The following is a 15,040-nucleotide window of genomic DNA, read 5'->3' on the forward strand; positions in this document are numbered from 1 at the left end:
GCCCGCGCCCGTAATGTCGAGCGTCCCGCTGGTGAACACGAAGGCGCCGTTATTCACCAGCGCGCCGGTGCTGAGCGTGCCGCCGCTGAGAGTCAAGCTCTTGAAGGGATCGATCGTCGCGGTGCCGGTGAGAGTGAGGACCTTCGAGGAATTGAGAATCAGGCTTGGGCCGAGCAACCCGCCGACGCCGACGTTGAAGCTGCCGATGAACGAAAGCGAGCCGGAGGAGAAATTGAGCGTGCCGCCGTTGCGGATCAGCGTTTTGAGATCGGCGGTTCCTCCGGCGACGTTGATCGTGCCCGTGGCGTTCAATGTGGTCGCGCCCCCCGTGCCGACGGTCAACGTGCCGTTGTTGGAGACGGTGAGCGTGGCCAGGTTCGGCGAATCCTCGCCGACGCTGAGAGAGGAGCCGGGCGTAAGCGTCACGAATGAGCCGGTGCCATCGACGGTGAACGCGGCGCTTTGGCCGATATTGAGGCCCTGATTCGTCGAGTAAAGGAGATTCAGATTGCCGACAGTGGCCGTGGCGCCGGATAGCACCGACATACTCCCTGTCGTGTTGTTGGAAGTCGATTGGGCAATTTCAATTTCGCCGAAGGTATTGCCGGTCGAACCGTTTTGAAGCGTCACGCTGCCGGTGAAGCCAGTCAGCCCGAGATAAGTGAGGCCGGCGGCCGTCAGTTTGGAACCGGCGCCATCGACGACCACTGTGCCATTGCCAAGGTTAGCTCCAACGGTAAATGAGCCCGACGACGATAGCAATCCGCCCTGGCTGACGTTGAACGTAGCGCCGTAGAGCACGGCGAGGCTTCCGCCGGCGAGAGTTTCCAGCTTGGAACCGGCGCCCTCGACGAAATAGCTGCCGTTGGTGGCAGTGAAGAAGCCACCGGTGAACGAGGCGCGGCCGCCTGCATTCACGTTCAAGGTCTGCCCCGCAGCTTGCGAAAACACGCTGCCGATGTTGGCGGTCTGCAGGACGCCGCCGTTGATGAATACGCCGCCGTTGGAGGTAAGCGTTCCAGTGACCGCGCCCGAGCCGATGTTGACGGAGCTTCCCGACTGGATCCCGATGCCGCCCGTGCCAATTGTGAACGTCGCGCCGTTGGCGCTCGCGCCGATATTGAGCGTGCCGGTGGTCCCGCCGAATGCTCCGACCTGCACGAATGCTCCGCTGCCGGACTGCACGACGGTCCCGGTGCCATCGACCGTGAGCGTGCCGTTTTGGCCGGCAACGCCGCTGTCGCCGATGAGGATGATCCCCTGCGAAGTGAGCGCGCCGCCGTTGGGAACGGCGACCGTGCCGCCATTGATCGTCGTGCCGCCGGTGTAGGTTCCGGACAGCAGGCTCAACGCTCCTGTCCCGGTCTTGGTGAGTGAGCCGCTGCCAAAGATCGAATTGCCAAAAAAAGAAACCCCGTTATTCGCAAAAACCAGCGTCCCATTGTCGTTAACGACGCCCCCGACGGTGCCGCCGTTCCCAGCGTTGGTGCCAAGTTGCAGCGTCGCGCCGTTGTTGATTGTCGTCGGGCCATTGGCGGTATTGGCGCCCGTGAGGATCAATGGCGTCGAGCCGCTGACCGTCAGGTCGGTGAAAGCAAGCGGGCCGCCGTTTTGGATCACACCGGCAAAGGTGCCGCCGCCGCTGACCGTTAGCGTGCCGGTGAATGGACTGAGTGAGTTGGTGATGAAACTGCCGGCCAGGCCGTTCAGGGCGCCGATCGTCTCGGTGCTGCCGGCGAGGTCAAACGTGCCGCTGTTGATCGTGACGGGCGCGGTGTCGAGAATCTGATCGCCGCCGAAGCCGTTGGCCAGCTTTACGGTGGCGCCAGCGATGCTCAAGCCGCCGCTGCCAATGGCGTGGACGGTCGCGGAGCTGCTCTTCGTCAGAATAACCGTTCCGGAATTCGCCGTAAGCGCCAAGCCGTTGTTGTCGGTCGTGCCGGTGAAGAAGAGACCACCGCTGCCGTTCATGATAATGCCGTTGCCGCCGCTAACGGCGCCACTCAGCCCCATATTGTTCGAACCATTGGTCAGCGTAAGTGTGTTGCCCGAGGCGATCGTGACACTGCCGTTGAATTGCAATCCGTTGCCCGAAGCGTTCCAGATTTGCGAGCCATTGGTCGTGATGGCGTCGCTGATGGTCTCAAAGTTGGCCGCGTTGTTGGTGATGCCGCCGGTGCCGACGGTGAGCGGGTTGCCGCCGATCGTAAATGCTCCGGCGGTGTTGTTGAATGCGAGCGACAAGATGCTCCAGGGATTGTTCGTATCCACACTAGGGGTCAATCGCGTCGTGCCGCCAAAGATTACGTTGGCGGCGCCATTGTTGCTCGGCACGCCGCCAGACCAGTTAAGAGTCGTGGTCCAATTGTTATTCGCTCCGAGGCCGTCCCAGGTTTGGGCGCATGCCGATTGCTGACGATCCGCCGCCAGCAGGAGTCCGAAAGAAACCGCTAGGGATGCGAGGAATTGACTTCGAGGCGCTCGGGCGAGGCAGAATAAGCGAGAGACCCTAAACGCAACAACGCTGCAACGCGATCGTCGACTCAACATGGGATCCGGCTCCTTACATCGTGGTAAACTCGATCGACCCAACGCCAACTCTGGCCGCGAGTTCGAAACGCCATCCAAGACCAAGCAGCCCTTCGCCGAATCCCGCCGAGGGCGCAAAACTCGCCCCATTCTAGCCAGACTGCGGAGACCGACGCAAACTCGATTTTTCGAGAATAATTGCTGGGGCGAATCGTTGGCGTTCAGTCTTTGGGCTGCCGGGAACAGGCTAAAGCCTGAACTCCAACGATCAGCCGGAGAGTCGGCGGGATGGCCGGAGATGGAGGCGCTAGCCGAAGCCCCGGCGGCGCCCCAACCAGGGCATCGCTTCGCTCTGCCCCGGCCACCCGTCGCTCCGCCGATTTGCCCTATCGGCGGGAGTTGGCTCTGCTATAATCAAGCGCAGTCGGTTTGACGACCTGGTCCGTGGCACTCCTGTTCGGTGGCTCGCGGCGCCTCTTTCGCCTTGCCTGCTTGGCTGGCCGCCATTCTGGCCTTTCCGAACGACCCGGATTTTTACAGGTCGAAGCATTTATCTCGTGGAGCTTAGCCGTGGGTAAGAAGTTGTACGTGGGCAATTTGAGCTATGAAGTGACGAACGCCAGCTTGGAAGAATTGTTTTCGCAGTTCGGAACGGTGCGCAGCGCTCAGGTGATTCAGGATCGCGACACCGGTCGCAGCAAGGGATTTGGGTTCGTCGAAATGGCGGACGACAATGCCGCGAACGCGGCCATTCAAGGCTTGAATGAAAAAGAGCACAACGGCCGCCCGCTGGCCGTCAACGAAGCCCGGCCGCGCGAGGATCGTCCGCGAGGTGGTGGTGGCGGCGGTGGCGGAGGTCGCGGCGGCTACGGCCGCAGATAGGATTTCAACCGTGCGCATGACGCGCAGCGAGGTTCGTTGTCCGGTGGCGGTGGCGGCGTGAGTTGAGATTGAGGGCTTGTTCAAGAACCGCCGAGGACTGTTCCCCTTCGTGCTCACCCTCTCCCTTGACGGGAGAGGGTCGGGGTGAGGGTGCCGTCCTTGGATAGGCCCATCAGTCGCCAAGCTGATCGCGGAGTCAATTCGCTCGTCCCAGGGAGCCAGCTTCCATGAATCCCACCGAATCCGCCATCCTCGGCTTTTTCGACATCTACCGAGCCGGGCCAGGGCAAATGGTGTTCTTCCAACCGGGCGCTTGCAAGCTGCCGGTCGAGCGCTTCAAAGCGGGCATGGAATCGCTCATCGAGCGGCAGTTGGTGGTCAAGGAGCGGCCGAAGCACGCCTATTCGCTGACGCATCGCGGATATCAGCATTCGCTGGCGAAGAGCCTCGCGGCCACCGGCAATCGTTAGCGGCCTGTCGGTGCGCGGGCCGAGTTGCGCTTCGTCGTCCACAAACAGAAAGTATTGCGACATGTTGACGGAACGAGAGGTCTCTCGTCAGTGGCGAGAATTGTTTCAGAGCGCCACGACCAACGACGGCGCACTCGTCAAAGCGTCTGAATTGATCGACGCCCTGCCCGCCACCAGCCCGCTGCGGCAGCGGTACGCGAGCGAACTGGCCGACCTCCAACGCATGCGACTGCCGCCCAGCGAGCGCGTCGAAAAACGCCCCAAGCGCCGCACGGCCGGGTGAAGAAAAAGAGGGGACGCCGCCCTCGATCGCATTCCGAAGCGATGATGTTTCAACGTCATCCGATTGCCGTGCCGCTTTTTTTTGTGCCGATGGTCGCACTGTCGACGTTGGCATATTTCGCGGGCTGCCGTGAACATCCCGGATCATCGGCCGAAGAACGAAATAGTTCCGCGAGCGCCGATTCTAAGGCACCCGACACGCCACGCAGCAAATCGGCCGCGACGGGCAAAACAGTTCGGCTTGTAATCGACTACGGCGACGGTGCCGAGAAGCGATTCGCGGGCATTGCCTGGCGCGAGGAGATGACGGTGCTCGACGTGCTCGAAGCGGCCAAGGGAAATCCGCATGGAATCACATTCTCGATTCGCGGCAGCGGTGAACAGGCGCTGCTGACGAAGCTCGACGACCTGGAAAACCAGAAAGGGGCTGCCGGCGCGAAGAATTGGATCTTCTACGTCAACGATCGCATGGCCGATAAAAGTCTCGGGGCGACGATCGTGAATTCGGGGGACACAATCTTGTGGAAGTTCGAGCGCTTCGTACAATAAGGTTTCTTGCTCGCGTGTAGCGGAATTCGCCAGAATTCCGAGCGAGACGGCGAGCCGGGCGGCGTCAGCCCCCGGACGTTGCTGCATCTGAACTCTGGCGGATTCAGCTACGAGAATACAAACTTGGAATTCCCTCCCGTGAAACGCGATGCGTCGATCAATGTGTGCATATTTTGCCTGCTCGTGGCGCTGGCGGTTCTCGGGCGCTGGCTCGGGGCGCGGGACGAGGGGTTGGGGATTGCCCCGAATTTCACGCCGATCGCGGCCGTCGGGCTGTTTGCGGGGTACTTTTTCGTGCGCGGCGCGGTGGCCTTGCTGGTTCCCCTTACGGCGCTTGTGATCAGCAATTTCTGTCTCGAGTCGTACGGAAGCTGGCTGATGATGGCGACCGTCTACGGCTCGTTTCTCGTCGCGCCGCTGTTGGGGCGAGCGCTGCGAGCGAATCGCAGCATGGTCAAGGTGGTCGTTGCCGTCGTGCTGCCGGCGGTCGTTTTCTATCTCACGACGAATCTGGCCCAGTGGATCGTCGATGGGCAGTACGCCCGCTCGATGTACAGCCGCGATTGGAGCGGCTTGGCCGCCTGTTATTCGGCCGGCATCCCGTTCTTCCGCTGGATGTTCGAGGGAGATTTGTTCTTTAGCGCGATCCTATTCGGGGCCTACTCGCTGGCAATTCTCGGCCAGCCGCGGCGGCTTGTGCGGCAGCCGCTGCCAGTAAAGCGGTTTCGATAGGCGTCAGAATTGCCGACGCTGGCATCGTCGGCATCGGTTTCCATCTTTTTGCGCGGCGGCTCACGTTCGAGGCCGCGGCTTGCCGATGTTAGACTCTAACAGCCACGGATGCTGGGAAGTCTGCGTCATTTAAGCCGAACGAATTGCGATGCTTGGTGTTTTGAGGTCGTAGATCGACTTCTGAATGCACCGGAGCCCCTCACCCCGGCCCTCTCCCAGACGGAGAGGGAGAAGAGGGGGCGTCGCATAGAACGGCTCGATTGTGCGCGGCAACGCAAGGGATTGATCAACGCCGAACTACGCGCGTTTATCCCCGCGCGACCTGCCGTGGCCAAACCGATCCCCGCATATTTGAGATTGCACGGTGAAAACGCCTCCGAGACGAGGCGTTCGGAATTCGAGAACTTTGCCGGCGTGGCCGATTTGTGCGACGCCTTTACGGCGGCGACGGGCTGGCCGTTGCGATACGAGTCTGGCGCCGAACTGCGCCAAGATCCGGTCCTGAAGTGGTCCGCCCCGGTCAACCCGGGCGTAGGAGACGCTCTCGGACACCTCAGGCTTGATCTTGGCGGCTTCGAGGGCAACGCGCGCAGCCTGCTCGCTGATCGAGGGTCGGCCGAGCGGCTTGCCGGCGGGATCGCCGATCTGCTGGGGCAACTGTCGGCCGCGCGGCGGACGGTCTGGAATCGCGAGGCGGAGTTGGCCGCCGGAGTGCCCGTCGTCGCCCGCACCGACGAGCCGAAGCTGCTTGCCGCGCGGCTGAAGTCGATCTTGCAAACCGGCGCGGAAGCTTGCGACACTCAAGCCGCCGCGCTATACATGCTCGATGAATCGACCACGCTGCTCAAGCTCCGTGCCGCGTGGGGATTGCCGGTCGAACGGCTGATGCAACCGGCCCGGCCGCTGGACGGCGCCCTGGCCGATCTCGAGGCCCTGTTGGGACACGCCGTGGCGCTCGAGCGCGCGGCATCGTTCGGCCCGTGGCGCGTGCCCGAGGAATATCCGGCGGCGCTCTGCGTGCCCGTTTCCAGCCCGACCGTTCCGCTGGGAACGCTCTGGCTCTTCTCCGATCGCGAGCGCGACTTCACCGACAGGCAAACCGGTCTGGCTGAGATGACGGCTGGCCGATTGGCGGCCGAACTAGAGCGGGCGATGCTAATCACGGCCCAAATCGAATCGACCGAGACGGCGCGGCAGCTCGACGCCGCGCGGCGATTGCAGCAGAGCCAATTGCCGCAGTCGATTCGGCTCGTGGAAGAAGGCTGGGAATTGGCCGGCCGGATCGATTCGACGGCCGAACTCAGCGGCGCGTTTTACGACTGGCACTGGCTGCCGGGAGACGCGCTGGCCGTGATGATCGGCGAAGCCGGCCAGACAGGGATTGCCGGAGCGCTCACCGCCGCGAATCTTCGCTCGATGGTGCGAACGCTCACGGAATCGGGTTTATCGCCCGCGGAATTGCTCAAGCGAGTCAACCGCTCGCTCTGGCTGACGTCGGCGGGTGATGAATCGGCGTCGCTCGTGTTTGGAATCGTCGATCTCGCGGCCGGGCGGCTGCGATACTCCTGGGCAGGCAAGCCGAGCATGGTCCGGCGAACCTCGATTGCGAGCGACGTGTGCATTGCGTCGCGGGCGCCGCTGGGAGCGACGATCGACGGGGATTTCGCCGAGCAGACGCTGGATTTGGCCGCCGGAGAGACGCTGGTGGTTTGCAGCCGAGAGATGGCCGCAGCCCGCGGTGCGCGAGAGAATGGCTCTGGCTCGGCATCGCGAATCGATAAGTTCTCGGAAATTCGGGGTGAAACGTCGGCCGCCGAACTGATTGGTTCGTGGAGCGAGTTCGGAGCTGATCGCGCCAAGATAACCGCGCATCGAGCGATCGTGGCCGTCAAGCGGACGAGCAAACCGTAGCCGACGCAGATAGCGTCGGCAGCGACGCCCGCGGCGTCCGTGACAACTCCGGGCCGGCCGACGTGGGTGCAATATGGGCAAGACGTTGGTCACCGGCGCGAGCGGGTTCATCGGCGGGCAACTGGTCCGGGAGTTGATCGCCCGCGGCGATGAAGTGGTCTGTCTCGCGCGGCGCGTTGCGGCCGCCGAACAACTGCGGGCGATCGGGGCTCATATCGTCGAAGGGAACGTGACCGCGCCGGAGAGTCTTGTCGCGGCGGTCGCCGACGCCCAGACCGTCTATCACCTGGCCGGGGCGGTCCGCGCGCGGAACGCCGCTGAGTTTTTTCAGATCAATGCAACCGGCGTTGCCAATCTACTCGACACTTGCCGGAAACGATCGACACCTCCGACCGTCGTACTTGTCTCGTCGCTCGCGGCCGCCGGTCCGTCTTCGGCCGACCGGCCGCGGATCGAAGAAGATCCGCCCCGTCCGGTCTCGAACTACGGCCGAAGCAAGCGCGCCGGCGAACTTGAGGCCATCGCCCGAGCCGGCGAAATCCCGATTACGATAATTCGTCCGCCGGTCGTACTCGGCGATGGCGACGCGGTTGGCTTGGCCCTGTTTCGAATTATCTCCGGCTCCGGAATGCACCTCGTGCCGGGCTTGGCGCGCTCGAAGCTTTCGATCGTTCATGTGTCCGATCTCGTGCCGGTATTGATCGCGACTGCGGCGCGCGGCACCCGGCTTCCGCCGGCCGCCGAAACGACCGTCGGACGACACGCCGCGAAGCAGGTCGATCCGCGCGGCTATTATTTCGTCGCCGGCGATCAAGACCCTACCTATGGCGAGCTGGGTCGCCTCATCGGCCAAGCGCTGGGGCGGCGGCGGACCTGCGTGATTCGCTTTCCCCGACCAGCCGTCTGGTCGATCGCCGCTTGCACCGAATTGATCGCGCGAGCCCGCGGCCGCGCGCCATTCGCCGGAATCGACAAGGCCCGCGAGGCTCTAGCCGGGCACTGGACCTGTTCGTCAGCCAGAGCAAAAGCCGATCTCGGCTTCGTGCCCGAGAAATCGCTCCCCAAACTGCTGCGGCAAACGGCCGAATGGTATCGCCGACACGGATGGTTGTAGGCGAATCGCTCGTGGCGGACGCTGCTAGCGTCCGCACCGACGCTGGCAGCGCGTCGGCCACGCGATTCAAATCCGAATCACCCCGCTTCCTTGCGGCGGACGGAAACGTCGTGCGGCAGGCGGTCCCAGTGCGGGCCGCGGAGAATGTTTGGTTCCGAAGGCATTGCGAAGAGGCGCAGCGAGCCGAATGCTTCCGCGCGGGCATGTTCCCAACGATGTGCCGCGATGCTATCGAGAATCCGCTCCGCCACGGCCAGGGCCGCGTGGCCTTGCTCGCCGGTGACGCGCGGCGCGCGGCCGGTCTGGATGCTCTCGATGAAATCGCGATGCTCTTCGACGAGCGCGTTTTGGGCGGGCGCCTCCTGCTCGCGCGTCGGCAGCAGTTCCGCGAACAAGTTTTTCTGCAAATGCTGCTTTTCTTCCAGCGATAGATGGTGCTCGTTGAAATCCGAATCCAGGAGCGAGTCGGCCGGCTCGACGGCAATCGTTCGGCGGGTGGCGAAGTCGATTTCGACCTGCCCGTGCGGCGACCAAATCTGCATTTCGCGCCGCGCGCGATAACTCACCCGCGAGGCGCTCAAATTGGCCGCGCAGCCGCTGACGAACTCGATCCGCGCCTGGGCCACGTCTTCATGCCGGCCCATGATCGAAAGCCCGATCGCGCTGACGCTTCGCACCGGCGAGCGCGCCAGCGACAGGGCGATATCCAGATCGTGAATCATCAGATCGAGCACGACTCCGATATCGGTCGAGCGGAACGTGTAGCCGCCCGCACGCGTCGCCTCGATCAGCCGCGGATCCTGCACTAGCGGCAGCACTCTGGCGAGCGCCGGATTGAATTGCTCGATGTGCCCCACTTGCAGCACGGCGCCGTGCCAATTTGCGGCCCAGACGAGTTCTTCCGCATGCGCCGCCGACGTGGCCAGCGGCTTTTCCATCAACAGGTGAACGCCATGCCGCAGCAGGTCCATGCCGATTGCGTGGTGCAGCGAGGCGGGGGCCGCGACGACGGCCGCATCGATCAGGCCGATCAAGTCGCGATAGTCCGCGAACTCGGCCGCGCCAGTCTCGGCGGCCGCCTGGCGGCGCGATTCGGACACCGGATCGGCCACCGCCACAAGCTGCGCACCCTCGACGCCACCGAGCAGCCGGGCATGAATTCGGCCCAAGTGGCCGCAGCCGATCACCGCGATCCTCACGGGGTTCAAGCGGCCCTCCGTCGTTCGCGGGCCCGGCCGTGCTTCCCTTCTTGCTGCTCTTGGATGAAGCTCAGCAGTGCGTTCACGTGCGGCACCATCTGATCGTTCGACCGCAGAATCTCGCGGGCGTGGTCCAAGCCGACCTTCGCCCGATAAATGAGCCGGTGGGCCTCGGCCAGGCAATGGATCATCTCGGGTGAGAAATCATTGCGTTTCAGGGCGACGACGTTGATGCACCTCGGTCGAGCCGGATGCCCTTCGCACAGCATGTACGGCGGCACGTCATGGATCACGCGGCTGACCGGCGCCACAAAGGAATAGCTGCCGATCGTCGCGTAATGGTGCACGGCGGCGCCTCCCGAGAGCGATGCCCGATCGTGAATCCGCACGTGGCCGGCTAGCAGAGTCGCATTGGCGATGATGATGTGGTCGCCGAGACGGCAATCGTGGGCGACGTGCGAGCAGGCCATCAGAAGATTGTGGCTGCCCACCGTGGTGACGCCTTCTTCCTTTTCGGTTGCGCGGTTCACCGTGACCGATTCGCGAAACACATTGTGATCGCCGATGTTCACCTGCGTGTCGCTGCCGCGATAGCTCACGTCTTGCGGATGGCCGCCGATCACCACGCCGGGGAAAAAGTGGTTATGCTCGCCGATGGTTACGCGCCCCATCAACGTCACGCTGTTCTCGAGCCGCGTGCCGCGCCCGATCCGCACTTCAGGGCCGACCACGCAGAAAGGGCCGATCTCGACGTCCTCGTCGATCTCAGCTCGAGAGTCAATCGCTACATTCTCGGCGATGCGGGTGGTCATCTCGTCTTGGCTCCACTGCGGGCTGTATTTGCGTTCATCCGTGGCCGATTTCCGTTTCTTGCCTCATGCTGACCGCCGGCGGTTTTCGATGCGCTGGCATTCCGTCAGCAGCGCGCGGACCAGTTCGGCGTTCAGCCGGTGGCCGCTGCGATGGGCCGAGATGTGCCCGATCAGGTCACAGCCGGCCAGAGCCAGATCGCCGACGAGATCGAGCATCTTGTGCCGCACGCATTCGTCGCGAAAGCGCAGTTCATTGTCGATCGGGCCGTTGGCGTCGAAGATCAACAGGTCCTTGAGAGTTGCCCGCTTCCCCAGGCCTTGCTCGAGCAGCCAATCCGCCTCGGATTTGAGCATGAACGTGCGGCAGGGGGCCAATTCCTCGCGGAACGTCTCGGGCGTGATCGGAAGCTGCAGCGTCTGGCGGCCGATTCCGTTCCCCAGCCCGTAATCCAAGCGATAGCGAAGCGAGAGTTCGCAGCGTGGGGCCGGCCGGGCCTCGATCCAGCTCTCCTCGTTTCCGACGCGCGTGATCTCGCGGACGACAAGTTGGCTTCGTTCGGCATTCTGCTCGACGACCCCCGCCCCATCGAGACATTCGACGAATGGCTGGCTCGAGCCGTCGCAGCCGGGCAGCTCCGGTTGATCGACCCAAATCTCGCAATTGTCGATTTGCAGGCCCCACAGGGCAGCCAGTACGTGCTCGGTCATCTCGACCGTGGCCCCTTGAGCCTTGAGCGTTGTGCGCCGCGGCGTCTCGAAGCGATTGCCGACCAGGGCCGGAATTCGCACGCGGCGGGCCAGATCGGTCCGCACGAAGACGATCCCCGAATGCTCCGCGCCGGGCCGGAACTCGAGCTGCACGTCGCGCCCGCTCCAATACCCAAAGCCCGAAAGAGAAACCGGCTCGCGGATCGTTCGTTGCTGGCGCTGGGCGTGGATCAAGGGAAGACCGTTCATCCGATAATCGGGCAGAGATCGACAGAGAAGCAGCGAAGAAGGATCGCCCCGCGGCGCGACGGCCGCGGAGCGAGGATGACTTTGGCCTTAGCGCTGGAAGCCTTGCGGCAGGCGGCCCTGATCGCTCGATCGGTTCACCAGCCCGATGATGTCGCCGGTGATGTCGTATTGCTTGTCGACAAACACGATCGGCCGCTGGATTCCTTGCAGGATTTGCTGCGGATCGCTGCTGTCGATCTGCTTGGAGTTGTAGCGGATGACGAGCGCGATATGGTAACGCGTGCAGAATTCATTCACCACGCTCTCGACTTCACGATACGTGTTGAAATAGATTTTCCCCTGGCGCTCCATGAGTTCCTTGTTTTTGAGCGCCTTGTTGACGTTGAAGTCTCCTTGCAGCTTGGCGACTCTTGCTTCGAGTGCGTGATAATCGGGAGAGTCGGGCTTCATGGTCTTGAGCTGCTCGACCATGGCATTGATTTCTTTGGCCTGCCCCTGCCAATCCTTTTCCGTGGCGTCGATTTCCGCCTTGAGCTTATCCATCTGCGACTTGAACAAGACGTGCTTTTCGAATACTAGCCCGACGTCGATCACGGCGATGTTTTGACCACTAGGTCCTGGGCCACCGGCCCCTTGAGCGAATGCCAGGGTGGCCACGGCGGCGACGGCCAGAACGGCCACCAGCGAGGCCGAGATAAGAGAAGTCTTCACGTTTAGCGCTCCTTGCTTGCTGCGGCGTGTCATCCTTGACAGCGCGGTCGCCACGAGCGACGACGCGGCGTTCATCGCGGCCCACCCGCGCCCATGCGGCTGGGCGGGCCAAAACGAGGCGACATTGTGCCGACAACCGCCGGAGGCGTCAAGTGCGAAGTACAAATTACAAAGTACAAAATTCGGGGAATCGCGGGGCTCGCCGCTTCCCCCCGACTACTTTGATCGTAACTCCTCGTTTTGTAATTCACCCTTTGTACTTCGTACTTGTTACCTCGGCGGTTCGAGAGTCACTTCCAGCTTGACCTCTTTACCGCTTCGCAGAACGACGACTTGCACTTTGTCGCCGGCCTTGTATTTCCGCAGCGCGCTGTCGAAATCTTCCAGGTTGCCGATCTTGCTGTCGCCGAGGCGGACGATCGCGTCCCCCGCTTTTAGCCCACCGCGTTCCGCCGGGCTATCCTTCGTCACGCCACTGATGGCATAGCCCGGCGCCTCTTGGCCGAAATCGGGGATGCTGCCGAAATAGGGGCGGTCGCCGTCCGCGCCCGGCCGGCGGCCTTTCGAGGCCTTCGACTCGCTGAACTCCGGCCGCTCGTCCGCCTCGGCCAGCGACGCGGCCACGTCGGCCACCATCTGCGCCACGCGCCGCATGTCGGCCACGTTGATCTTGTCGGCCGTGTCGCTCGGGCGGTGATAGTCACTGTGCGTGCCGGTGAAGAAAAACAGCACGGGAATTTGTTTCGCGTAGAACGACGAATGATCGCTCGGACCAAAGCCCCCCGGCTCCCGCGCGATCTTGAACAGGTACTTCTCGTTCACCCGTTCGATCAGCGGATCGAACCGCGGCGACGTGTCGTTGTCGTAAACGATCAGCTTGTCGTCTCGCATTCGGCCAACCATGTCCAGATTCAACATCGCGACCGTCTTGTCGAGCGGAATTAGCGGATCGCGCACATAGCGGGCGCTCCCCAGCAAGCCGCGCTCCTCGCCGGTGAAAGCGATAAACAGGATTCGCCGCGGCAGCTTCTTCTCGCGGCCAGCGAGTTCGCGGGCCACTTCCAACAGCGCCGCGTCGCCCGAGGCGTTGTCGTCCGCGCCGGGATGGATCGCATGAACTCCAGGGGCGAGCGAGCCATTGCCGCCATAGCCGAGATGGTCGTAATGCGCGCCGATGACAATCGTCTCCTCGGCGTGCCGGCCTTCTCCTTCGAGCATTCCGAGCACGTTCTTCGCCGCTGTTTGTTCGCGGATCAGATTCGTTTCGCCGGCAATTCGCCAGCCGGGCAGCTCGCGGCTCTTTGGGCTCCCCGTCGCATCAATCTCGTGCTCAAGCGTAACCAGATCCGTTCCGAGCGCGGCCTTCAGCGCCTGGCCGATCGCCGCCCGGCGGCAGTGCAGCACGGGAAACTCGCGTCCTTCGCTCTCCTCGCTGGGACGATCCGGGTCAATGACTGGATCGACCCCGTCGACGCATTCCTTCGCCAGCCGTTTGATTCGGTCGGTCAGGTCATCGACTTGCTTGGACTGCTTGACGATCTGTTCGAGCGAGGGATGGTCGATCTTCTTGAATTCGTTGTTGGCCTTTGCCAATTCATCGATGGCCGCTTGCAAGCGCTTTTGCGATTGTCCGACGACCTTTTGAATCTCCGCTTCATCATTGCAAAAGATCACCGCGGCCGCGCCATGTTCGTAAGCATTCGAGACCTTGCGCGAGAGCGCTGCGTAAATCGAATCTCGGTCGCCGAAGATGCCATGCGGATTGGATCGCTGTGGCTGATGCCGCAGGACGATCACGGCCTTGTCTTTCACGTCGATCCCGGCATAGTCATCGTACTTCTCCGTCTTGGCGGTGATGCCGTAACCGGCAAACACCAGCGGGGCATCGATCTTCGCGGAGCCCCCCAAGGCCTTTGGCGTAAAATCGATTCCCAGCTTGAGCGGAATCGTCCGCCGCTCCCTGTCATCCGATTCCGCCGTGCCGACCAACTCGGCCCGATTGCGCTCGACTGGTCCGAGCTTCGAGCCGATCGTCAAGTTGAATTTTTGAAATGGTTCGCCGTCGTACAGATCAGTTTTCAGACCGATTGCCTTGAACTCTTTGGCAATATAGTCCGCGGCCAGATCGATGCCGTGCGTCCCCAGCCCGCGTCCTTCAAGCTTTTCGGACGCCAGATAGCGATCCGTTTCCGCCATCCGCTGCTCGATTGCGGCATCGGCAGAAGCATTTTCCGCTCCGGATTTTTCCGCCGCGAAAACGAACTGCCGCGACTGCAGAACAACGCTCGCCAGCCCGGCGGCCGCCAGCAGAAGGCAGACGCGAGCTTGGAAGACAAGCGGAATTGCCGATGGTAGGAGAATCCGACCGGAACGATTGCCGCGATGCACGAAATGGCTCCATGGGAGAAAAATACCGGAGGTGGGAGTTGAACCCACACCCTCTTTCGAGGACCGGATTTTGAGTCCGGCGCGTCTGCCATTCCGCCACTCCGGCTAAGTGGTTACGCAATTGCAGTTTGCATTGAAGTCGCGGGGGTGTCAACGGTAGTCGAATTGCCCCGCGCGGAACAGGCGCGGAAAGAAAGTGCAACTTGCCCCTTGCCATCGGCCGCATAGCGCCGGTCGAGATTGCGGCTCGCGATGGCCATTTGGTCCATCTTCTCATAATGCTTGCGAATAACCTCGGGGGTCGCTCCGACCATGATCGAAGTTTCCTTTTCGGTCGCGCCGGCCATTTGCAAGCCGGTGATCGCCGTCCGCCGGAAGTCGTGCAACGTGAAACCCTCCCACGTCGCCGGCGGGTCCGCCTTCGCGGCTTCCTTCCGCTTCTCATCGTTGTAGCGCTGCAGTTCATCTTGCATCCAGCCGACAAGCCGGTCTGCGGTGAATCCC

General features: G+C 62.6%; 14 protein-coding genes and 1 tRNA gene. 7 read left to right on the forward strand and 8 right to left on the reverse strand.

The features are described 5' to 3' along the window. Positions 1-2,334, reverse strand: a 2,334-nt coding sequence (locus tag VGY55_00785; GenBank protein ID HEV2968490.1) for an autotransporter-associated beta strand repeat-containing protein, incomplete at its 3' end; no start/stop codon positions are given. A gap of 765 nt (positions 2,335-3,099) precedes the next feature. Between VGY55_00785 and VGY55_00790 the strand changes: the two genes are divergently transcribed. The 7 genes from VGY55_00790 to VGY55_00820 all read left to right on the forward strand — a co-directional run bounded on the left by VGY55_00790 (position 3,100) and on the right by VGY55_00820 (position 8,469). Next, positions 3,100-3,411 (forward strand): RNA-binding protein, encoded by a 312-nt coding sequence (locus VGY55_00790; GenBank protein HEV2968491.1) that lies wholly within the window; start codon positions 3,100-3,102, stop codon positions 3,409-3,411. Positions 3,412-3,638: 227 nt separating this feature from the next. Next, positions 3,639-3,881 carry a hypothetical protein gene (locus VGY55_00795; GenBank protein HEV2968492.1) on the forward strand — a complete coding sequence of 81 codons (243 nt, stop codon included), beginning with the start codon at positions 3,639-3,641 and terminating at the stop codon, positions 3,879-3,881. A gap of 61 nt (positions 3,882-3,942) precedes the next feature. Then, a complete protein-coding gene (locus VGY55_00800) occupies positions 3,943-4,164 on the forward strand; it encodes a hypothetical protein (GenBank protein ID HEV2968493.1) in 222 nt (73 codons plus the stop codon). Positions 4,165-4,208: 44 nt separating this feature from the next. Further along, positions 4,209-4,712, forward strand: coding sequence for a DUF4430 domain-containing protein (locus tag VGY55_00805; protein HEV2968494.1), 504 nt, complete (start codon positions 4,209-4,211; stop codon positions 4,710-4,712). Between the two features lie 138 nt (positions 4,713-4,850). After that, the gene (locus tag VGY55_00810; protein ID HEV2968495.1) at positions 4,851-5,444 is read left to right on the forward strand and encodes a DUF6580 family putative transport protein; all 594 of its coding nucleotides are present in this window, start codon (positions 4,851-4,853) and stop codon (positions 5,442-5,444) included. Positions 5,445-5,771: 327 nt separating this feature from the next. Then, entirely contained in the window at positions 5,772-7,355 is a 1,584-nt protein-coding gene (locus VGY55_00815; protein HEV2968496.1) for a GAF domain-containing SpoIIE family protein phosphatase, read from the forward strand. Between the two features lie 73 nt (positions 7,356-7,428). Next, on the forward strand, positions 7,429-8,469 hold the full coding sequence (locus tag VGY55_00820) for an SDR family NAD(P)-dependent oxidoreductase (protein HEV2968497.1): 1,041 nt from the start codon (positions 7,429-7,431) through the stop codon (positions 8,467-8,469). 77 nt (positions 8,470-8,546) lie between these two features. On the opposite strand, the gene VGY55_00825 is transcribed toward VGY55_00820, so the two are convergent. The 7 genes from VGY55_00825 to VGY55_00855 form a co-directional block, all read right to left on the reverse strand. Further along, positions 8,547-9,668: a Gfo/Idh/MocA family oxidoreductase gene (locus VGY55_00825; GenBank protein ID HEV2968498.1), complete on the reverse strand. Its 1,122-nt coding sequence runs from the start codon at positions 9,666-9,668 to the stop codon at positions 8,547-8,549. Between the two features lie 5 nt (positions 9,669-9,673). Then, positions 9,674-10,480 (reverse strand): acyl-ACP--UDP-N-acetylglucosamine O-acyltransferase, encoded by an 807-nt coding sequence (gene lpxA, locus VGY55_00830; GenBank protein ID HEV2968499.1) that lies wholly within the window; start codon positions 10,478-10,480, stop codon positions 9,674-9,676. A gap of 63 nt (positions 10,481-10,543) precedes the next feature. Further along, on the reverse strand, positions 10,544-11,437 hold the full coding sequence (gene lpxC / locus VGY55_00835) for a UDP-3-O-acyl-N-acetylglucosamine deacetylase (GenBank protein ID HEV2968500.1): 894 nt from the start codon (positions 11,435-11,437) through the stop codon (positions 10,544-10,546). Positions 11,438-11,524: 87 nt separating this feature from the next. Beyond that, on the reverse strand, positions 11,525-12,148 hold the full coding sequence (locus tag VGY55_00840; GenBank protein HEV2968501.1) for an OmpH family outer membrane protein: 624 nt from the start codon (positions 12,146-12,148) through the stop codon (positions 11,525-11,527). Between the two features lie 270 nt (positions 12,149-12,418). Further along, complete coding sequence (locus VGY55_00845; GenBank protein HEV2968502.1) at positions 12,419-14,536, reverse strand: M20/M25/M40 family metallo-hydrolase; 2,118 nt, start codon at positions 14,534-14,536, stop codon at positions 12,419-12,421. A gap of 23 nt (positions 14,537-14,559) precedes the next feature. Then, positions 14,560-14,642, reverse strand: a tRNA-Leu gene (locus VGY55_00850). A gap of 7 nt (positions 14,643-14,649) precedes the next feature. Then, positions 14,650-15,040: hypothetical protein (locus VGY55_00855; GenBank protein HEV2968503.1), on the reverse strand; the 391-nt coding region annotated here is incomplete at its 5' end.

Source organism: Pirellulales bacterium (assembly GCA_035939775.1).
In the GTDB taxonomy this organism is placed as follows: Bacteria; Planctomycetota; Planctomycetia; order Pirellulales; family DATAWG01; genus DASZFO01.

Bases quoted from the DNA above. Each gene is read 5' to 3' on its own strand.
- VGY55_00795 (HEV2968492.1), top strand. From the start codon at position 3,639: ATGAATCCCACCGAATCCGCCATCCTCGGCTTTTTCGACATCTACCGA.
- VGY55_00800 (HEV2968493.1), top strand. From the start codon at position 3,943: ATGTTGACGGAACGAGAGGTCTCTCGTCAGTGGCGAGAATTGTTTCAG.
- VGY55_00805 (HEV2968494.1), top strand. From the start codon at position 4,209: ATGTTTCAACGTCATCCGATTGCCGTGCCGCTTTTTTTTGTGCCGATG.
- VGY55_00820 (HEV2968497.1), top strand. From the start codon at position 7,429: ATGGGCAAGACGTTGGTCACCGGCGCGAGCGGGTTCATCGGCGGGCAA.
- lpxA (HEV2968499.1), bottom strand. From the start codon at position 10,480: ATGACCACCCGCATCGCCGAGAATGTAGCGATTGACTCTCGAGCTGAG.
- lpxC (HEV2968500.1), bottom strand. From the start codon at position 11,437: ATGAACGGTCTTCCCTTGATCCACGCCCAGCGCCAGCAACGAACGATC.